This is a genomic window from Curtobacterium sp. SGAir0471, assembly GCF_005490985.1.
Taxonomy (GTDB): Bacteria; Actinomycetota; Actinomycetes; order Actinomycetales; family Microbacteriaceae; genus Curtobacterium.
Genome location: NZ_CP027869.1, coordinates 3,339,608 through 3,358,930, shown reverse-complemented (window position 1 = coordinate 3,358,930; position 19,323 = coordinate 3,339,608). Strand labels below are relative to the sequence as shown.

Annotated in this window: 19 protein-coding genes; 8 read left to right on the top strand and 11 right to left on the bottom strand. The window is 73.1% G+C overall.

Going from position 1 to position 19,323, the window contains the following annotated elements:
• Positions 1 to 47: 47 nt before the first annotated feature.
• Positions 48 to 1,712 (bottom strand): DEAD/DEAH box helicase, encoded by a 1,665-nt coding sequence (locus C1N91_RS15625; RefSeq protein WP_137768446.1) that lies wholly within the window; start codon positions 1,710 to 1,712, stop codon positions 48 to 50.
• Positions 1,713 to 1,990: 278 nt separating this feature from the next.
• On the opposite strand from C1N91_RS15625, the gene C1N91_RS15620 reads away from it, so the two are divergent.
• Positions 1,991 to 2,821 carry an endo alpha-1,4 polygalactosaminidase gene (locus C1N91_RS15620; protein WP_137768445.1) on the top strand — a complete coding sequence of 277 codons (831 nt, stop codon included), beginning with the start codon at positions 1,991 to 1,993 and terminating at the stop codon, positions 2,819 to 2,821.
• Positions 2,822 to 2,987: 166 nt separating this feature from the next.
• Here the strand turns inward: C1N91_RS15620 and C1N91_RS15615 are convergent, their stop codons facing one another.
• The 4 genes from C1N91_RS15615 to C1N91_RS15600 form a co-directional block, all read right to left on the bottom strand.
• Positions 2,988 to 3,347, bottom strand: a complete 360-nt coding sequence (locus tag C1N91_RS15615) for a GntR family transcriptional regulator (protein ID WP_137768444.1) — start codon at positions 3,345 to 3,347, stop codon at positions 2,988 to 2,990.
• Between the two features lie 46 nt (positions 3,348 to 3,393).
• Positions 3,394 to 3,963 (bottom strand): DUF1684 domain-containing protein, encoded by a 570-nt coding sequence (locus C1N91_RS15610; RefSeq protein WP_137768867.1) that lies wholly within the window; start codon positions 3,961 to 3,963, stop codon positions 3,394 to 3,396.
• Positions 3,964 to 4,135: 172 nt separating this feature from the next.
• Positions 4,136 to 4,618, bottom strand: a complete 483-nt coding sequence (locus tag C1N91_RS15605; protein WP_137768443.1) for a hypothetical protein — start codon at positions 4,616 to 4,618, stop codon at positions 4,136 to 4,138.
• Positions 4,619 to 4,679: 61 nt separating this feature from the next.
• Positions 4,680 to 5,312 carry a GNAT family N-acetyltransferase gene (locus C1N91_RS15600; protein ID WP_137768442.1) on the bottom strand — a complete coding sequence of 211 codons (633 nt, stop codon included), beginning with the start codon at positions 5,310 to 5,312 and terminating at the stop codon, positions 4,680 to 4,682.
• A gap of 108 nt (positions 5,313 to 5,420) precedes the next feature.
• Between C1N91_RS15600 and C1N91_RS15595 the strand changes: the two genes are divergently transcribed.
• Together C1N91_RS15595 and C1N91_RS15590 are read left to right on the top strand one after the other, a co-directional pair.
• Positions 5,421 to 6,047, top strand: coding sequence for a hypothetical protein (locus C1N91_RS15595; RefSeq protein ID WP_137768441.1), 627 nt, complete (start codon positions 5,421 to 5,423; stop codon positions 6,045 to 6,047).
• 55 nt (positions 6,048 to 6,102) lie between these two features.
• The gene (locus C1N91_RS15590) at positions 6,103 to 6,405 is read left to right on the top strand and encodes a DUF427 domain-containing protein (RefSeq protein ID WP_137768440.1); all 303 of its coding nucleotides are present in this window, start codon (positions 6,103 to 6,105) and stop codon (positions 6,403 to 6,405) included.
• 35 nt (positions 6,406 to 6,440) lie between these two features.
• On the opposite strand, the gene C1N91_RS15585 is transcribed toward C1N91_RS15590, so the two are convergent.
• The 6 genes from C1N91_RS15585 to C1N91_RS15560 form a co-directional block, all read right to left on the bottom strand.
• The gene (locus C1N91_RS15585; protein WP_137768439.1) at positions 6,441 to 7,730 is read right to left on the bottom strand and encodes an Nramp family divalent metal transporter; all 1,290 of its coding nucleotides are present in this window, start codon (positions 7,728 to 7,730) and stop codon (positions 6,441 to 6,443) included.
• Positions 7,731 to 7,804: 74 nt separating this feature from the next.
• Positions 7,805 to 8,506, bottom strand: coding sequence for a CGNR zinc finger domain-containing protein (locus tag C1N91_RS15580; RefSeq protein ID WP_137768438.1), 702 nt, complete (start codon positions 8,504 to 8,506; stop codon positions 7,805 to 7,807).
• Between the two features lie 47 nt (positions 8,507 to 8,553).
• Entirely contained in the window at positions 8,554 to 9,051 is a 498-nt protein-coding gene (locus C1N91_RS15575; protein ID WP_137768437.1) for a SprT-like domain-containing protein, read from the bottom strand.
• Positions 9,048 to 9,923, bottom strand: coding sequence for a hypothetical protein (locus C1N91_RS15570; RefSeq protein ID WP_137768436.1), 876 nt, complete (start codon positions 9,921 to 9,923; stop codon positions 9,048 to 9,050). Before C1N91_RS15570 ends, C1N91_RS15575 begins: the two co-directional genes overlap by 4 nt.
• 211 nt (positions 9,924 to 10,134) lie before the next feature.
• Positions 10,135 to 10,929 (bottom strand): DUF4064 domain-containing protein, encoded by a 795-nt coding sequence (locus C1N91_RS15565; RefSeq protein WP_137768435.1) that lies wholly within the window; start codon positions 10,927 to 10,929, stop codon positions 10,135 to 10,137.
• A 180-nt stretch (positions 10,930 to 11,109) separates the two neighbouring features.
• Positions 11,110 to 11,952 carry a spermidine synthase gene (locus C1N91_RS15560; protein ID WP_137768434.1) on the bottom strand — a complete coding sequence of 281 codons (843 nt, stop codon included), beginning with the start codon at positions 11,950 to 11,952 and terminating at the stop codon, positions 11,110 to 11,112.
• A gap of 132 nt (positions 11,953 to 12,084) precedes the next feature.
• Here C1N91_RS15560 and C1N91_RS15555 point away from each other — a divergent pair, with 132 nt between their 5' ends.
• The 5 genes from C1N91_RS15555 to rpoB all read left to right on the top strand — a co-directional run bounded on the left by C1N91_RS15555 (position 12,085) and on the right by rpoB (position 19,300).
• Positions 12,085 to 12,585: a hypothetical protein gene (locus C1N91_RS15555; protein WP_137768433.1), complete on the top strand. Its 501-nt coding sequence runs from the start codon at positions 12,085 to 12,087 to the stop codon at positions 12,583 to 12,585.
• Positions 12,582 to 13,781 carry a histidine kinase gene (locus tag C1N91_RS15550; protein ID WP_137768432.1) on the top strand — a complete coding sequence of 400 codons (1,200 nt, stop codon included), beginning with the start codon at positions 12,582 to 12,584 and terminating at the stop codon, positions 13,779 to 13,781. The genes C1N91_RS15555 and C1N91_RS15550 overlap by 4 nt, the downstream gene beginning before the upstream one ends.
• Positions 13,778 to 14,455: a response regulator transcription factor gene (locus tag C1N91_RS15545; protein WP_137768431.1), complete on the top strand. Its 678-nt coding sequence runs from the start codon at positions 13,778 to 13,780 to the stop codon at positions 14,453 to 14,455. The genes C1N91_RS15550 and C1N91_RS15545 overlap by 4 nt, the downstream gene beginning before the upstream one ends.
• A gap of 358 nt (positions 14,456 to 14,813) precedes the next feature.
• Positions 14,814 to 15,407: a hypothetical protein gene (locus C1N91_RS15540; protein WP_137768430.1), complete on the top strand. Its 594-nt coding sequence runs from the start codon at positions 14,814 to 14,816 to the stop codon at positions 15,405 to 15,407.
• Between the two features lie 404 nt (positions 15,408 to 15,811).
• Positions 15,812 to 19,300 carry a DNA-directed RNA polymerase subunit beta gene (gene rpoB, locus C1N91_RS15535; protein WP_137768429.1) on the top strand — a complete coding sequence of 1,163 codons (3,489 nt, stop codon included), beginning with the start codon at positions 15,812 to 15,814 and terminating at the stop codon, positions 19,298 to 19,300.
• Positions 19,301 to 19,323 lie beyond the last annotated feature (23 nt).

Sequence of the window (19,323 nt, the reverse complement as noted above, 5' to 3'; positions counted from 1 at the left end):
CCGAGCAGGCCCGAGCAGCCCGAGCAGCGCGAGCACGGAGCTCCGGGTCAGTGGCGGTCGGCAGCTCCGGCCGGACGCGACGCGCGACGCGAGCCCCCGCGACGACGACCGCCGCCGGACTCACCCGCGCCGGACCGACCCGCCGCGTAGCCGCCCTCGGAGGACCACACCGGAGCGGACCCGCCACGCACGACGTCGCTCGACGCCCGACGGCTGCCACCCGAACGGCGCTGGCCGCCTCCGGTCGCACCGCCCGACGCCGCAGCGCCCGAGCCGTTCCCGCGACCGGCACCACCGGCACCACCGGCGGGAGCACCCGCGGCTGCCGGACGACCACCGCGACCACCGGCGGCGCGACCCGAGCCGCGACCGGCCGAGGCGGTCTCCGGAGCCTGCGCCGAGCCTCCCGATCGTCCTCCGCGACCACGACGACGACCGCCGCCCGCCGACTCGGCGCGACCCGACTCGGTCGCGCGCGGCTGCCGCTGGCGCTGCTGCTGCGCCGGCTGCTCCGGCTCGAGGTGACGGATCGGCGCGACCTCGCCCACGAGCGCGGTGACCGCCGGCGAGGTCGCGGTGACCTGCTGCGGGGTGACCTTGATCGCCGCGGCGCGCATCATCTGCGCGACGTCGCGGCGCTCGGCCGGCAGCGTCACGGTGACGACGTCGCCCGAGGAACCGGCACGCGCGGTGCGGCCCGAGCGGTGCAGGTACGCCTTGTGCTCGGTCGGCGGGTCGACGTGCACGACGAGCTCGACGTGGTCGACGTGCACACCACGGGCGGCGACGTCGGTGGCGACGAGCACGAGGGCCTCGCCGGACGAGAACTTGGCGAGGTTGCGCTCCCGGGCGCCCTGCGACAGGTTGCCCTGCAGGTCGACGGCCGGGATGCCCTGGCTGGTGAGCTGCTTCGCCAGGCGCTTCGCGTGGTGCTTCGTGCGCATGAACAGGATGCGGCGGCCGGTGCCCGAGGCGAGCGTGCGGACGAGGTCCTTCTTCGCGTCGGCGTCGGCGACCTCGAACAGGTGGTGGGTCATCGCCTCGACCGGGCTGGTCTCGTCGTCCACCGAGTGCATCACCGGGCTGTGCAGGAACTTCTTGACGAGCTTGTCCACGCCGTTGTCGAGCGTGGCCGAGAACAGCAGGCGCTGCCCCTGCTCCGGTGTCGCCTGCATGATCTTCGTCACACCGGGCAGGAAGCCCATGTCGGCCATGTGGTCGGCCTCGTCGAGGACGGTGACCTCGATGTCGCCGAGGCTCACGTGCCCCTGCTGCATCAGGTCGGCGAGGCGACCCGGGCAGGCGACGACCACGTCGACACCGGCACGGAGCGCGTCGACCTGACGGCCCTGACCGACGCCGCCGAAGATCGTCGTGGTGTTCAGGCCCATCGACTTCGCGAGCGGCGCGAGCGTCGCGTCGATCTGGGTCGCGAGCTCACGGGTCGGGGCGAGCACCAGCGCACGGGGGCGGCCGGCGCGACGCGGCCGACGGCTCGCGGCGAGACGCGCGGCCAGCGGGATCGCGAAGGCGATGGTCTTGCCGGAGCCGGTGCGCCCGCGACCGAGCACGTCCTTGCCCTGCAGAGAGTCGGGCAGCGTGTCGGCCTGGATCGGGAACGCGGTCTCCTTGCCCTGCTGGGCGAGGGACTGGACCATCGGCGCGGGGACGCCGAGGTCGGAGAAGCGGATGTCGGAAGGAGTGGCGGTCATCGTGACCTTTCGAGCCGGCACGTGCCGGCCGTGGGCGCGCTCGGGTTCGGCGCGCGGGCGGGATCCCCGCACCAGCGTGGCTGGCGCGGTCGCCGCAGCAGAGAGCCTGGCACCGGGTGACGGTGCGCGATCATCGACCGGATGAGGGTCGGGAGTCGGGGGCGTCCGTACGACGCACGAGGCGATCGGCGCCTCGAGTACCACCAGCATAGCGGGTGCCCGTCTCCGGAGGGCGAACGGGGCGGGGTCGTTCGCGTCCGGCGTGCGATGATCCTCCCGTGCGCACGCGATCCGCCCTGCTGACCACCGCGGTCGCGCTGGTCGCCGTCCTCGGGAGCGCGGGCTGCGCGGAGGCCACCGCCCCCGTAGGGTCCTCGTACCGGAGCCTGCCGACCGAGGGTCTTCCGGACTACCAGCTCGGCGGTGGGTACACACCGCCCGCCGGCGTGACCATCGTCGAGCGGGACAGCACCGACCGCCCGGCCGCCGGGACGTACTCGATCTGCTACGTCAACGGGTTCCAGACGCAGCCGGGGACGCTCGACGACTGGGAGCGCCGCGCCCCCTCAGCACTGCTGCGTGACGACGAAGGCCAGCCCGTCACCGACCCGGGGTGGCCGGACGAGGTGCTCCTCGACACCCGGACTGCCGCGGAGCGCGCCGCGATCACGAAGGAGCTCTCGCGGTCGATCGCGCGGTGCGCCGACCGGGGCTTCGCCGCCGTCGAGTTCGACAACCTCGACTCGTGGACGCGCTCGGGGAAGCGTCTGACCCGGTCCGGGAACCTCGCGCTCGCGGAGGCGCTCGTCCGGCTCGGGCACGAGCACGGCCTGGCCGTCGGACAGAAGAACACCCCGCAGCTCGGGAAGGCCGGTCGGGAGTCGACGGGCTTCGACTTCGTCGTCGCCGAGGAGTGCGTGCAGTACGAGGAGTGCTCTGCCTACACCGATGCGTACGGGGAGCGCGTGATCGACATCGAGTACACCGACACCCTCGACCGGTCTTGGGCGTCGGTCTGCCGGCTGCGCGACCGTCCGGCGATGACGATCCTGCGGGACCGCGACCTGCTCCCACCGTCGTCGGACGAGTACGTCTTCGAGCACTGCTGACGAGACTCGGCTCCGGCCCGGTCCGGCCCGCAAGACGCAACGTCGGCGGCACGGCGCAGCGGTACGACGCTGCGAGATCCCGCCGTCGTTGCGTTCTGCGGGAGGCAGGCGGCCGGGAGGCTCGGGGCGCGCCCGTCCCGTGGGCTGCGGACCGCGGGCGGTCGGGTCAGGCGGGCCAGGCGTCGCGCAGGGCTGCCGCGGCCTGGTCGGCGGACAGCCCGGCCTCGCGCGCGGCGCTCGCCAACGCCTGCGCTGCCGTGGCGACGGCGTCCGGCACCTCGGCCGGGCGCACGACCCGCGTGCCGGCACCCCGCGCGGTGTGCACGAGCCCGGCCTCCTCGAGGAGCTGGTACGCCTTCGCGACCGTCCCCGGGGCGAGGGAGAGCTCCTCGGCGAGGGCCCGGACACTCGGCAGGCGCTCCCCGTCCACCAGGTACCCGGCGGCGATCTGCGCCGCGATCTGCGAACGGACCTGCTCGAAGGGCGGCACCCGACCGCCCGCGTCGAGGGCCACGAGTCCCGTCATGCGATCCACCCTTGCATCCTGTCCGTGTGCTCGTACCGGCGTGGTGTCAGAAGTCGTACTGCTCGCCGACCGGGATCGGCACGGCGACGGTGTTGCCCGGGGGCGCGAGGGGGCACGCCCACGCCGGGTCGTACGCGCACGAGGGGTTGTACGCGAAGTTGAAGTCGAGGACGAGCTCACCGTCGTCACCGCCGAGGTCCGCACCCTTGATCGTGTCGAGCAGGTAGCGGCCGCCGCCGTACGTCCCGCGGGCCCGGCCGGCGCTGGCGTCCTTGACGGGCACGAAGATCCCGCCCGCGTAGCCGCCGTGCGACCACACGTCGAGCGTGCCGATGCCCGGCAGCCGGACGACGCCGAGCCGGTCGAAGTGCACGATGCCGTCCGTGCCCGTCTCGACGTCCATCGCACGGGGCTCGGCGGACTCGATGCGCGCACGGAAGCGCCACTCCGGGTCGTAGTCCGGCACGGGCAGCGCCTCGAAGTCGCGGGCGTCCTCGTCGAGCAGCGGACTGGCCGGGTGCTCGGCGAACATCGCGTCGCGGGTCTCGCGCCACATCGCGTGAGCGGTCTCGGGGTCGGCCGTCGCCCGCACCCGTCGGTACAGGTCGAACGTCATCCGCCGCCAGTCCACGGTGGCGAGCGTGCTGTGCACGCGGTCCTGGGCCCTCGGCTCCTGCGTCTGGCTCACGGGACGAGCGTACGCCCGGGCGCTCCGGACCCGCCAGCGACCGGCCGGTCCTGTGGACAGCGGCGTCCGGCACTGCCGCGGGCCGCGTCGGGCGAGGGCGTCACCGGGTCGGGCGGCGCCAGGACGGCGCGAGCTGCCGCATCCGGAGCGCACGCCACTGCCAGATCACCCACATGCCCGGCCAGAGCGCGGCGCCGAGGACCGCTGGACGCATCCGGTAGGTCAGCCGGTCGAGCAGCAGGGTCCGTCCGTCCCCGAGATCGACGGTGGCCATCCGGTGCCGCATGGTCATCCGGCCGAAGAGGCCCGAGACGCCGCCCCCGTTGTCGCGCTGCACCGGGACGCCGTCGACCTCGTACAGGTCGATGTCCACGTGCGTGTCACCGCTCGACACCAGCCCGAAGGCGTCGGCGGTGATCGGGTGCGGGACGCCGGGGGTCCAGCGCTCCGGCAGCCCCTCCGGAGACCGTGACCGGTAGACGAGGAACGGCTTCGTGACGGCGACCATCACCGACGGCGACAGGAGGGCGTCGCGGACGGCGTCGACCGGTGCGTCGAGGACGATGCGGAGACCGACGTGCATGCGGCGGACGCTACGCCGAGGCTCTGGACGGGTGGCGCGTCGGCGGGGGACGGCCGAGGTGTCAGGCGTGCCGGGCGGCCCGGCGGCGAGCGCCCTCGGCGCGGTCCCGCGTCAGCAGGCGCTCGGTGAGCGACAGGCGCACCGTCGGCCACTCGGCGGCGGTGATCGAGAAGACCACGGTGTCGCGCAGCGTGCCGTCGCGACCGATCGAGTGACTGCGCAGGACCCCGTCCTGCTTCGCCCCGAGCGACGCGATCGCCGCCCGCGACTGCTGGTTGTGCCAGTGCGTCCGGAACTCGACCGCGATGCAGTCCCAGGTGTCGAACGCGTGCGAGAGCAGGAGCAGCTTCGCCTCGGTGTTGATGCCGCTCCGCTGCGCCGCACGCGCCAGGAACGTGTACCCGATCTCGACGCGACGGTTGGCGGTGTCGATGTTCGCGAAGGTCGTGGCGCCGACGACCCGACCGGTCGGACGGTCGCGGATCGCGAAGGGCACCATCCGCCCCGCGGCGTGCTCCCCGAGCCGCCGGTCGATCTCGGCGTCGACCCGGTCCGGAGCCGGCACCGAGGTGTACCAGGTGCGCCAGAGGTCGCCGTCCGCCACCGCCGCCCGCAGGTCGTCCGCGTGCTCGGCAGCCAGGGGCTCGAGGGTGACGCGGTCGCCGGTCAGGGTGGGGACGGTGGCGATCTCCATGGTCACCGATCCTACGGTCGCCGGACCGACAGCGAGGTCGGCGGACGGACCCCGCGCAGCACGGTCCTGTGGGGACGGACAGGTGCGGACCGCGGTTATCGTGGAGCAGTGGCAGCACGCACCCAGGAGAAGTACCAGGTCCGGTTCGCGTGGGGGAACGCCGGTGCCGACCGCATCGCGCACGGCACGCACCTGGTGGTGTGGGTGGACGTGCTGCCGGACCGGGCGCCGTCGGCCGCCGCTCACCCGGGGCGCGGGAACGACCGCGCCGCGCGCGCACGGGCCGCGGCAGCCCTGCTGCCGGAGGGTCCGGTGGTGGTGCTCGGCCACCTCGGGAACGCGGCGGCGGTCGCGGAGCGTGTGACGAGCCTCCAGGCCGAGCGCGGTGACCGGTGCGTCGTCGCCGTCGTCGCCGCCGGGCGCACCGCCGAGGGCGCCGCGACCGTCGCGGACGCGGCCGGCGAGCCGAGCGACACCGCCGAGGTCCCGGAGCCCGCGGTCGAGGACCTGCTCGCCGCCGGCGCGGTCGTCGATGCCCTGGTCACGGCCGGGATCGACCACACGTCCCCCGAGGCAGCCGCTGCCTGCGCGGCGTACGCGGGGCTCCGCCGTGCGGTGAAGCACCTCGTCAGCGCCGCCGAGGGTGCGACGGGCCTGGACCGCGAGACGGTGCACACGGCGCTCGCCGCGGGGCCCGAGCTGGTCGTCCTGCGGGAATCCGGGGTCCGGGCGTAGCGTTCCGGATCGCACCAGGCGTCGCGAGGACGCCGCTGATCGCAAGGAGCACGTCATGAAGGCAGTCGTCGGCGACACCGTGATCGCGGAGGCTCCGCAGGAGGACCTCATCCAGATCGAGGGCAACTGGTACTTCCCGCCGTCGAGCGTGAAGCCGGAGTTCTTCTCGGAGAGCGACACCCAGTACCACTGCCCGTGGAAGGGCGACACGCAGTACTACACCGTCACGGTCGACGGCCAGGAACTGCCGGACCGCGCCTGGTCGTACCCGACGCCGATCCCGTCGTCGTTCGACCGGGTGGGCAAGGACTACTCGGGCTACTACGCCTTCTGGAAGGACGTCCGCGTCGTCGACTGACCAGGACGTGACCCGGCCGACGGCGCCCGACCGGTTCAGGCGGCGCCGGTCAGGGTCAGCACCACGAGCGCCACGTTGAGCGCGACGATCACCAGCGCGATGACCCCCGCGACCACGCGGGTGGTCATCGCGTTGACGTCCGCCCCCATGATGCTCCGTCGCGAGGTGTAGACCACGAGCGGCACGATCGCGAAGGCGATGCCGAAGCTCAGCACCACCTGGCTGAGCACGAGGAGCATCGTCGGGTCCGCGCCGACGGCCAGCAGCACCACGGCGGGCAGCAGCGTGACGAGCCGACGGACCACGAGCGGCACGCGGACGTGCAGCAGCCCGTGCATGATCTCCGCACCGGCCATGCAGCCGACCGACGTCGAGGCCAGGCCGGACGCCAGCAGACCCACCGCGAACAGGACGCCGACGACCGGGCCGACGTTCGCCTCGATCGCGGCCTGCGCGCCGGGGATGGTGTCGGTGCCGGCGACCCCCGGCAGCGTGGCCGCGGCGAGCACGAGCATGCAGACGTTGACACCGCCCGCGACGACGAGGGCCAGGGCCACGTCCCACCGCGTCGCGACGAGCACCCGGCGGCGCTCCGGGCCGGCGGGGACGTCGCCGTGGCGGTCCCGAGCCAGGGCGGAGTGCAGGTAGACCGCGTGCGGCATCACCGTCGCGCCGAGCATCGACGCGGCGAGGAGGACCGACTGTGCGCCCTCGAAACGGGGGACCAGGCCGCTGACCAGTTCTCCGGGGGAGACCTGCGCGAACAGCAGGCCGGCGCAGAAGCCGACCGTCAGGATCGCGAGCATGGTCGTCACCACGGCCTCGAACGTGCGGGTGCCCCGGCGGCTGTGCAGGAGCAGGATCGCCATCGACACCACGCCGGTGAGCACGCCGCCGGCGACGAGCGGGAGACCGAACAGCAGGTGCAGGGCGAGCGCGCCGCCGATGACCTCGGCGACGTCGGTGGCGGCGGCGACGACCTCGGCCTGCACCCAGAACAGGAGCCGAGGCGTGCGCCGCATGCGCAGGCCGAGGTGTTCCGGCAGCGATCGACCGGTGACGACCCCGAGCTTCGCCGAGAGGTACTGCACCACGACGGCGCTGGCGTTCGCGGCGACGAGCACCCAGAGCAGCAGGTACCCGTACCGGGCGCCCGCGGTCAGGTTCGCGGCGACGTTGCCCGGGTCGACGTAGGCGATGGCGGCGACGAACGCAGGCCCGAGCAGCGACAGGCCCGCGGCACGGCGACGTGGCCGCCCCGGACCGGGTGCACCGGGACCGGACCGTCCGGGGTGGGCACGTCGAGCGGCGGCGGTGTCGGTCATGCCGACAGCCTGCCAGGTTTCGGTACACCGAATCCACAGATTCGGGAAGTCGTGTCCGCGGCGGTGCTGGCGACTCAGGCCGCGGCGCGACGAGCGCGGTGCGCCCGCACCTTCGCCCGGTTGCCGCACCGCTGCATCGAGCACCACCGACGGGTGCCGCCACGCGAGGAGTCGTAGAACACGAGCCCGCAGTCGTCGGCCGAGCAGCGGCTCAGGCGCGTCGGCTGTCCGTCGGCGGCGACGTCGTCGAAGCCGACCTCGGTGAAGAGCGCCACGGCGTCGCGTGCCACGCTCGACAGGGCCTGGGCGAGGCGCACCCGGTTCGCGCCCGCTCGGCGTCGGCCCCCGGGCAGGCTCGGTGGCACGTCCGGCAGCGCCGCGAACAGGTTCACCGTGTCGATGTCGTCCGGTGCCGGCCGGGTGCGGCCGGTCCCCGCGCGGAGACCGACGGCGACGGCGGTCCGGGCAGCGGCGTCGGACGACCCGACGGGGGCCGGGGCCGCGGCGACGGCCAGTCGACCGATCGCGGACCGGAGGGCGCGGGCGTCCTGCAGCTCACGTGCCGTGGCGCCGACGTCGATCGGTTCGGTGTGGTCGCCGAGCCACTCGTCCAGGTCGGCCGGGGTCACCAGGAGCTCCCCGAGTCGTGCGCGGGGGCGGCGCCCGTCGGGGTCGTCCGCGAACCCACCGGTGTGGGCGAAGTCCAGGGCGATCCGGCCGGCGTCGAAGAACCACGACGACCCGCTGTCCGTCCGGATGTGCTGCCCCGTGTGCATCCGTCCAGGCTAACGGCTCCCCGGCGCGCCTCCACGTGCCGGATCGATCATGCGGTAGCCGCGCGACGCTCCCAGGTGATGAGGTTGCGACCATCGAAGCGCCGCGAGCACCGGGCACACGCCAGCGGCCTCGTGGGCGTGCGGTAGCGGAAGTGCTCGTGGCCCGCCGGGCAGGTTCCGACCCACGGCGCGAGCTCGGACGCGACCGGCCCGTCGTACAGGCGGGACCCGGTGTACCCGATGTCGGCAGCGGTGCGACGCCACACGGGGCCGTGCCCGGCGCGGGGGCCCGCGAGCGCGTGGGCGACCTCGTGCAGCAGCACCTGGTCGACGTCCTCCGCCGACACCCTGCTGGCGATGTGCCGGCTCACCGTGATGCGTCGACGGCCGAAGTCGCACTGCCCCGCGCGGGTCTTCGCGTGGTCGAACGCGAACGTCCACCCGCCCGGACCGAGGTGTGCGGCCAGGAGCTGCTCGGCCCGTGCACGGACCCACTCCGGCGTCGGAGCGGGAGCGGAACCGGACGCAGGCTGCGCCGTCGTCACCGGCGGTCGGTGCCCGGCAGGTCGTCGGTGGGCTCGTCGCGCGGTGCCTGGCCCCGCTGTGCCGCGCGCGCGGCGATGCGGCCCCAGATGTCGTCGGCGTCGGTGCGTGCCGCGTCCGGGGCGCCGAGGACACGACGGCGGACCGGCGGGACCTGCTTCACCGGCTCGGCGACGCGGGTCGGCTGCGGCTCGTCGTCCTCCGCGCGGCGGGCGGCGACCTCGCGTGCGGTGCGGGGCTTGTCCCCGGCGGCCTTCGGCTGCGCGACCGAGGCCCGGAGCGCGGCCTCGACCGCCGTGCGGAGCGCTTCGGTGCGTTCAGACGGCGCCCCCGCCTGGCGGAACGCCTGGTACGCACGCGACAGCGCCGAGCGAGCTTCGTCGAAGCGGGACAGCTCGAACAGCGACCAGCCCTCGAGCTCGGCAGCGGCGCCCTCGAGCTCCGGCCACTCCTCGGTCCGGGCGGTGTCCCGGGCCATGGCGGCCTCGGTCGCGGCGCGCTCGTGGCGACCGAGGTCGTGCAGCACGTGCGCGCGGCGGATGCGGGCGGCCACCTTGTCCGACCGCTCGCCGGTGAACATCGTCAGGCGGAAGACCTCCTCGGCGACGACGAGCGACTCGTCGAGCCGACCGAGCAGCCGGAGGAGCTCGGCACGTTCGGCCAGGGCCTCGGTGCTGCGGCTCTGGCCGAGGTCGCGCAGCCGCTGCTGCACGGCGTCGGCGTCCACGGCAGGCCGCAGGCTGATCGGCGCGAAGGTGCTCCCCGGGCTCACACCCGCGGTGACCGGGGCGGCGTCGCCCGGGGCGGCGTGACGGGGTTCCCGGGCGCTGTCGGCGCGGTCGGGCTGCTGGCTGTCGTCGGGCGGGAGGGACATCGGTTCGAGGGTAACCGGGGCCTCCCGTGAGCGGGCGGTGCCACGCGCACGGGGGGTGCGAGAACGCGGCAGCGCACCGGGACGCAGCGGGGCAGCGGGGCACCCGGACGCGGCGGGGCACCCGGACGCGGCAGGGTGCCCGGACGCGGGACGGCCCGCCCCGCTGCAGCGGGACGGGCCGTCGGAGTGGCGCGTGGGCAGTGCCGCGGTGTCAGTTGCCACCGGTGATCGCGGCGGTCACGGCGACGCTGGTGGCGATGAAGGTCGCGAAGGTGGCGACGACGGCGAGGATGATCGCGAGGACGCCCCAGACGCGCCCCCGGCCCGCGACCGCCGCGATGATGCCCTGCACGAGGGCCCACAGGCCGAGGACGGCCGCGATGACGATCACGATCGAGCCGCCACCGAGCTGGCCCATCACGGCTGGGTCGTTCATGAGCTGCTGCTGCAGCTGTTCCTGCTGCTGCGCCGAGCTGCCGCCGTCCCGCGCGATCTGCTCGAGCGTCGCGTTGCCCGCCACTGCGGCACCCAACACGGCGCCGCCGACGACACCGAGCACGAGCGACAGGATCCCGAGTGCGAACGCGATGATGCCGACGGTCTTCTTCTTCTTCACCGGCTTCGGCTGCTCGTAGGACTGCCACGCCGGGCTGCCCGCGCTCGCCGGTGCCGACGACGCCGCGTACGGCTGGTGCGTCCCCTGGTGCTCGCCCCACGTCGGGGAGTCCGGGCGGCCGTCGCGCTGGTCGTACCCGCCGCGCTCGCCGTACGGCTGCTGGCCGTACTGCTGCTGCTGGCCGTACTGGTCGCGTTCGCCGTACTGCTGCTGCCCGTACCGCGGCTGACCCTGGTCGCGCTCGCCGTACTGCGGCGCCGAGCCCGGTGCCGGGTCGACGCGCTCGCCGTAGCGGGGTGCGTCCTGGCGGTCGTGCTGCTGCGCACTACCCCACACCGGCGCGTTGCCGTCGCCCGTCCGGTCCTCGTTGCTCCGGTCGTCGTTCGTCATCAGGGGACTCCCTCGGTCGGTCGCGCGGCTGCGCGGTCGTTGTCCCCCATCCTGGCAGCCGGATGCCCGACGCGTTCAGGGGGACACGGTGCCCCTGTACCCGTTCCGCGGCCTGGAGGCGCGGTGACGGACCGGCACCGAGCCTCCCGTCCGGTGGGTGGTCGCGCGGCGAGCGCGGGGTCAGCCGCCGAAGACGCTGCGGTTCGGCTCGGGCGACGCGACCGCGGTCGCGTCGGTGACGATGGGCGCCCCCGCCGTGAAGGCGCGGAGCTCCTGCCCGTGCACCACCTTCGCCGGCATCGGGTCGGAGGAGTACCGCCGGGGCATGTCGGCCACGGGGAGGTCCGTCTTCGACCCGAGCAGCACGATGTTGCCGAACCGCCGCCCCTTGAGCATCCCGGTGTCGGCGACCGCGGCGACCGACGGCAGCACCGCCTGCAGCGTCGATGCCTGCCCGCGCGCGAACGCCAGTCCGGCCCCGTCGGCGACGTTGACGGCGACGATGCCCGTGGGGGAGAGGAACTCGGCGACCGAGCGGTAGAACTCGATGCTCGTCACGTGCGCGGGGATCTGCGAGCCGCCGAACACGTCGACCACCGCCAGGTCGACCGTGCTGCGGAGCCCGGCCGGCAGCTTGCCGAGGACCTCGCGGGCGTCCCCGTACCGGACGCGGATCGACGCACCGCGGGGGAACGGGAGCACCTCGCGCACGTGCTCGACCAGGTCCCGCTCCAGCTCGACGACCTGCTGCCGCGAGCCCGGACGGGTGACGGCGACGTAGCGGGGCAGGGTCAGCGCGCCCGCGCCGAGGTGCAGCGCCGTGATCGGACCCTCCGGCAGCAGGTCGATCGCGTGCCCGATGCGCCGGATGTACTCGAACGCCAGGTGGGTCGGGTCCTCGAGGTCGACGTGCGACTGCGGCGTCCTGTCCACCACGAGCGTGAAGGACCCGGGGCGGTGCCGGTCCGGCTCGACCGACGCCCAGCCCGCACCGATCCGGAACCCGTCGAACGCATCAGCCATGCCCCCCATGGAACACCACCGTGATCCCCACCCCGACCACCACCCGAGGGTGGTGTGCCGCCGACCGCCGGCTCGCGAGGCTGGGAGCACCGGTCGGGGACCCCCGCCGGACACCTCGACGGAAGGCACACCGTGTCCACCCAGCTCATCGCGAACGCCGTCATCGGCCTCGTCCTCGTCGGCTTCCTGGCGTACCGGCAGGCGACCTGGCGGGCGTTCGACCCGGCACGTGTCTGGCGCACCCCGCTCGTCCTCGGCGTCGTGGGCGTCGTGGTGCTGGCGCAGTCCTCGGCCGCGGTCACGTCGCTCGACGTCCTGCTCCTCGGGGTCGAGGCCCTGCTCGCGGTCGCGGTCGGTCTGGCGATGGGGGCGATGACCCGCTTCCGGACGGCACCGAGCCCGGACGACCACGGCCGCACGCTCCAGTCGCGCACCGGCTGGGCGGGCGCCGGGCTGTGGCTGCTCATGATCGCCGTCCGCGTCGGTCTCGACGTCGTCGGCGGGCACCTCGGTGCACACCTGCTCACCTCGACCGGGGCGATCCTGCTCGTCCTGGCGCTGAACCGGGCCGCGCGGGCACTGGTCGTCGACCAGCGGATCCCGCGCGCCGCCAGCGGCATGATGGTCCGGTGAGCAGCAGTCCGGACCCGGTGCGCACCGCTGCCGTGCGGGACGACCTCGTGCGCGGCCGGTCCGGCTCGGTGACCACCAGGGCGCTCAACCTGCTCGGCGTCCTCGTGGTCACCTACTGGTCCGTGCGCACCGGGACGGCCACCGGGCAGCCCGTGTGGGCGTGGGCGGTCGGAGCCGTGGCGCTCGCCGCGTGGGTGCTCCGGGTCGCCGCGCGACGGGAGCGCGTGCTGCTCGTCGCGGCCTGGGTGATGGTCGTCGCCGGGGCGGCCGTCGTCGTCGCCACGGGGGCGGTGGCGGTCGCGGTGCCGCTCGTGGGCGTCGTCGTCCTCGCTGCGAGTGCGCGGCAGCCCTCGTGGGCAGGACCCGTCGCCGCGGTCGTGGCGCTGGTCGAGGTCGCGGCCACCGCGGTGCCGGCCGACGTGCCGGTCACGCTCGTGCTCGGCTCCGGCGGCGGACTCGTCCTGGCGGCCGTGGTCGGGTTCAGCCGCCGCCAGACCCGCCTGGTCGAGGACCGCACCCGACAGGCCGAGGCCGAGCAGCAGCGCGCCGAGCTGCTGGCGGACCGGTCGCGCGCGGCCCGCGAGGTCCACGACGTCCTCGCCCACTCGCTCGGCGGTCTGGTCCTGCAGCTCGACGCCGTCGAGGCGCTGCTCGAGGCGGGTCGCGTCGACGAGGCAGCGCGGCGTGCCGGCGCCGCACGGGCACTCGCGGCGTCCGGGCTCGCCGAGGCCCGCCGTGCGGTGCACGCGCTCCGCGACGACACGGCGGTGCCGGCGTCGCAGCCGGTGGACCTGGCCGGGCTGGTCGACGCCCACCGCGCCTTCGGCGGGGTGCTCACCACGCGCGGCGACCTGGGTCTGCCGTCGGTCGGTGCGGCGCACCGTGCCGTCGTGGTCGCAGCCGCCCGGGAGGCACTGAGCAACGCCCGTCGACACGCTCCCGGCCGCCCCGTGGAGCTGTCCGTCCGCGCGGCCGGCCCGACGGTCGACTTGACGGTCACGAACGCGCTCGACCCTCGTCTCGCCCCCTCCGGTGTCGGTGCGGGATTCGGTGCGGGGCTCGGTCTCGCGGGGATGCGGGAGCGGTTCGCGGAGCTCGGCGACGACTCGTCGGTCACCACCGGTGTCGTGGACGGGTCCTTCGTGGTCGCGATGCGCGTGCCGGCGACGACTGACGAGGCAGGGGAGCGGGCGTGACGATCCGGGTGCTCGTGGTAGACGACCAGGCGATCGTGCGGGACGGCCTGGTGACGGTGCTGTCGCTCGAGCCCGACCTCGAGGTGGTCGGCGAGGCAGCTGACGGCGCAGCGGCGGTCGCGATGGTGGACGACGACACGCCGGACGTCGTGCTGATGGACCTGCGGCTGCCGGGCACCGACGGTCCGACCGCCACCGCGGCGATCACGGCCGCGCACCCGGAGGTCGCCGTGCTCGTGCTCACGACCTACGCCGACGACGCCTCGATCGTCGGAGCGCTGCGGGCCGGGGCGCGGGGGTACCTGACGAAGGACGCGGGGCGACGGGAGCTCGCGGCCGCCGTGCGCGCCGTGGCCTCGGGACAGGCGACGTTCGACGCCGGGGTCGGGGCGCGGCTCGTCGCACAGCTCGGTGCGGCTCCGGCGACGCAGACCGTGCCCGACGTGGCGGAGCGTCCGCCCGCGCCGGCACCCCGCACGGTCCGCGACCGCTTCCCGGAGCTCACGCCGCGGGAGGCCGACGTGCTCGAGCGGATCGCCGCCGGGCGGACGAACCCGGAGATCGCCGCCGAGCTCTTCCTGACCGTGCCGACCGTGAAGTCCTACGTGAACCAGGTCTTCGCGAAGCTCGGTGTCCGCACCCGTGCCGAGGCCGTCGCCCGCGTCCTGCGCTGATCGGGCGGCGCTGATCGACCGTGGCGCTGATCGGATGGCGGTCCCCCGGTGACCAGCCGACGCCAAGGACGGTGCCGTACCGTTCTGGTCGTCGTCACCCGACAGGTGTCGAGAGCCCGGCCGCACGGTCGCGACGCTCCGCCCGTCGACGTGACCACGACGTGGACCGGACCGGCCCCGCGCGACCCCCACCGCGCCCGGGCGGCCGACCCGTCGTCGGCGTGCCCGCACCCCCACCGCTCGACCCCGGCACGCCGCCCTCCGGCGTGCGACGGCGCACGGCACGACGCGTGCGCCGACCGACGGTCCTGTGCGCCCGCGGCTGCGACACGACCCACGACTCCACCGGGAGACCGCGATGACCGACACCCTCAGCCTGCCCACCCTCCGACCGGGCTCCCCGGTCCGATCCGCGCGGACGGCCCGACCCGGCCGCGCGTCCCGGGCCGGCCGCGCCCTGCCGGTGGTGCACCTGCCCGCCCGCCCGCACCGTGCCTCCCGGCCGGTGGTCGCGGACGGTGAACGCGCTCCCCGCTGGATGCGTGCCGTCGGCTCCTTCCTGCTGCTCGGCGGAGGCGCGCTGACGGCGGCCGTGCTCGGCTGGCCGGGGGACGCGCCGGAGGTCGCGCTGCTGCTGCCGGGCGTGGTCGCCCTCGTCGCCGGCGCCCTGCTGCTGCTCGCGCGGACCGGCATCGCGGTGACCGACACCGACGTGGTGCTGCACTTCCGACCGCTGCCCGCGCGCCGCATCGTCCGTCGTCGGATCGCGGAGGTCTCGGTCGTCGAGGCGGACGCGCGCACCTTCGGCGGGGTGGGGCTGCGCCTCGGCCGTGGCGTGCGGGCGCTCCTGCTCACCCCCGGTCGAGGCGTGCGGATCACGGACGACCGGGGTCGGGTGACCTTCGTGCGGGCGGAGCGCCCGGAGGAGCTGCTGCGCGCGCTCGCGGACTGACGACGGGGGAACGTCCGGGCGGGCTGCGTGCTCGTACACGCCGTCGCAGGAGCGGGCTGCGTGCTCGTACACGCCGTCGCAGGGGCGGGCTGCGTGCTTATACACGCCATCGCCGAATCCGGTCAAGCCAGGACTGGACAGCGCGCGCCGGGGCGACCTATGATGACAGTTCGCGCTCCCTGGCATTCGTGTGTCGTCATATTGCGGTCGAACACGCGCCCTGGTGAAGCCGGTCCCGTATATGGCGGCGGGTCCCGCTCACCGATCATCCCACAGGTCCTCGACGGTCGTTGTCGTCGTGCGTTCCGTGTCGGTGGTCCCGGGGTCGCGCCGAGCGATCAATCCACTCACCAACGTGCTGCTCGTCAGTACCGGCCCGACGGGGCCTACCGGAGGTCACACCCTTGGCTGCTGCGCCCAACGCATCCACCAACCCCAAGAACGGTCGCAACCACTCGCGACTCTCGTTCGCCAAGATCACGGACACCCTCACGGTGCCGGATCTGCTCGCCCTCCAGACGGAGAGCTTCGACTGGCTCGTCGGCAACGACGTCTGGAAGGCCCGCCTCGCCGAAGGACAGGAGCAGGGTCGCACCGACCTCGCGCTGCACTCCGGCCTCGAGGAGATCTTCGAGGAGATCTCCCCGATCGAGGACCTCGGCGAGACCATGCAGCTCTCGTTCACGTCCCCGGAGCTCGAGGACCCGAAGTACTCCATCGACGAGTGCAAGGAGCGTGGCAAGACCTACGCCGCGCCGCTGTACGTCAACGCCGAGTTCATGAACCACATGACCGGTGAGATCAAGACGCAGACCGTCTTCATGGGCGACTTCCCGCTCATGACCGAGCGCGGCACGTTCATCATCAACGGCACCGAGCGCGTCGTCGTCTCGCAGCTCGTCCGCTCGCCGGGCGTGTACTTCGAGCGCCAGCAGGAGAAGACGTCCGATAAGGACATCTACTCCGCCCGCGTCATCCCCTCGCGTGGTGCCTGGCTCGAGTTCGAGATCGACAAGCGCGACCAGGTGGGCGTGCGCATCGACCGCAAGCGCAAGCAGTCCGTGACCGTCTTCCTCAAGGCCCTCGGCCTGACGAGCGAGGAGATCATGGAGGAGTTCCAGGGCTTCGCCTCGATCGAGTCGACCCTCGAGAAGGACGCCGTCCTCACCAAGGAAGAGGCGCTCAAGGACATCTACCGCAAGCTGCGTCCGGGCGAGCAGGTCGCCGCCGAGGCCGCGCGTGCGCTCCTCGACAACTTCTACTTCAACCCCAAGCGCTACGACCTCGCCAAGGTGGGTCGCTACAAGCTGAACCGCAAGCTCGGCATCGACGCGCAGCTCTCGGACTCGGTGCTGACCGTGCAGGACATCGTCCGCACGATCAAGTACCTCGTCTCGCTGCACGCCGAGAAGACCACGCTGAACGGTGTCCGCGACGGCGAGCCCGTCCAGCTGCGCCTCGACGTGGACGACATCGACCACTTCGGCAACCGTCGCATCCGCGCCGTCGGCGAGCTCATCCAGAACCAGGTCCGCACGGGTCTGTCCCGCATGGAGCGCGTCGTCCGCGAGCGCATGACCACGCAGGACATCGAGGCGATCACCCCGCAGACCCTGATCAACGTGCGACCCGTCGTCGCCGCGATCAAGGAGTTCTTCGGCACCTCGCAGCTGTCGCAGTTCATGGACCAGAACAACCCGCTCGCGGGTCTGACGCACAAGCGTCGCCTGTCGGCCCTCGGCCCGGGTGGTCTGTCCCGTGAGCGTGCCGGCGTCGAGGTCCGCGACGTGCACCCGTCGCACTACGGCCGCATGTGCCCGATCGAGACCCCGGAAGGCCCGAACATCGGCCTGATCGGCTCGCTCGCGTCGTTCGGTCGGATCAACTCGTTCGGCTTCATCGAGACGCCGTACCGCCGGGTCGTGGGCGGCCAGGTCACGACGCAGATCGACTACCTGACCGCGTCGGAGGAGGACGACTTCGTCGTCGCCCAGGCCAACGCGCCGCTGACCGACGACTTCCACTTCCAGGACGACAAGGTGCTCGTCCGGAAGAAGGGCGGCGAGGTCGAGCTCGTCGGCAAGGACGAGGTCGACTACATGGACGTCTCGCCGCGACAGATGGTGTCGGTCGCGACCTCGCTCATCCCGTTCCTCGAGCACGACGACGCGAACCGCGCCCTCATGGGTGCGAACATGCAGCGTCAGGCCGTCCCGCTGCTCCGTTCCGAGTCGCCGCTCGTCGGCACCGGCATGGAGGGCTACACGGCGATCGACGCCGGTGACGTCGTCACCGCCGACAAGGCCGGTGTGGTCTCCGAGGTCTCGGCCGACGCCGTGACCCTGCAGCTCGACGAGGGCGGCACGCAGACCTACTACCTGCGCAAGTTCGACCGCTCGAACCAGGGCACGAGCTACAACCACCGCGTCATCGTCTCCGCAGGCGAGCGCGTGGAGCAGGGCGAGGTCATCGCCGACGGCCCCGCGACGGAGAACGGCGAGCTCGCGCTCGGCAAGAACCTCCTCGTCGCGTTCATGCCGTGGGAGGGCTACAACTACGAGGACGCGATGATCCTGTCGCAGAACCTCGTGAAGGACGACACGCTCTCCTCGATCCACATCGAGGAGTACGAGGTCGACGCCCGCGACACGAAGCTCGGCAAGGAGGAGATCACCCGCGACCTCCCGAACGTCAGCCCGGACCTCCTGGCCGACCTCGACGAGCGCGGCATCATCCGCATCGGTGCCGAGGTCCGCCCCGGCGACATCCTGGTCGGCAAGGTCACGCCGAAGGGCGAGACCGAGCTCTCGGCCGAGGAGCGCCTGCTCCGCGCGATCTTCAACGAGAAGTCGCGCGAGGTGCGCGACACCTCGCTGAAGGTGCCCCACGGTGAAGAGGGCACGATCATCGGCGTCAAGGTGTTCGACGCGCAGGACGGGGACGACGAGCTCGGCTCGGGCGTCAACCAGCGTGTGGTCGTCTACATCGCCCAGAAGCGCAAGATCACCGCGGGTGACAAGCTCGCCGGTCGTCACGGCAACAAGGGCGTCATCTCGACGATCCTGCCGGTCGAGGACATGCCGTTCCTCGCGGACGGCACCCCGGTCGACATCGTGCTCAACCCGCTCGGCGTCCCCGGCCGCATGAACTTCGGCCAGGTCCTCGAGATCCACCTCGGGTGGCTCGCGAAGCAGGGTTGGAACGTCGAGGGCATCCAGGAGTGGGCGTCCGCCCTCCCCGAGGCCGCCCGTCACGCGGAGCCCGGCACGAAGGTCGCCACTCCGGTGTTCGACGGTGCCTACGAGCGCGAGATCGAGGGTCTCCTCGACTCGACGCTCCCGAATCGCGACGGCGAGCGCTTGATCGGTTCCTCCGGCAAGGCGCAGCTCTTCGACGGCCGCTCCGGCGAGCCGTTCCCGGAGCCCGTCTCGGTCGGCTACATGTACATCCTCAAGCTGCACCACCTGGTCGACGACAAGATCCACGCGCGTTCGACCGGTCCGTACTCGATGATCACGCAGCAGCCGCTGGGTGGTAAGGCGCAGTTCGGTGGACAGCGGTTCGGCGAGATGGAGGTGTGGGCGCTCGAGGCGTACGGCGCCGCCTACGCCCTCCAGGAGCTCCTGACGATCAAGTCCGACGACATCCTCGGCCGCGTGAAGGTCTACGAGGCGATCGTCAAGGGCGAGAACATCCAGGAGCCCGGCATCCCCGAGTCGTTCAAGGTCCTCATGAAGGAGATGCAGTCGCTCTGCCTGAACGTCGAGGTCCTCTCGGCCGACGGCCAGGCGGTCAGCCTCCGCGACACGGACGACGAGGTCTTCCGTGCCGCTGAAGAGCTCGGCATCAACATCTCCTCGCGGTTCGAGTCGTCGTCCGTCGACGACATCTGAGCCGGCCCGTACCGAACACGTTT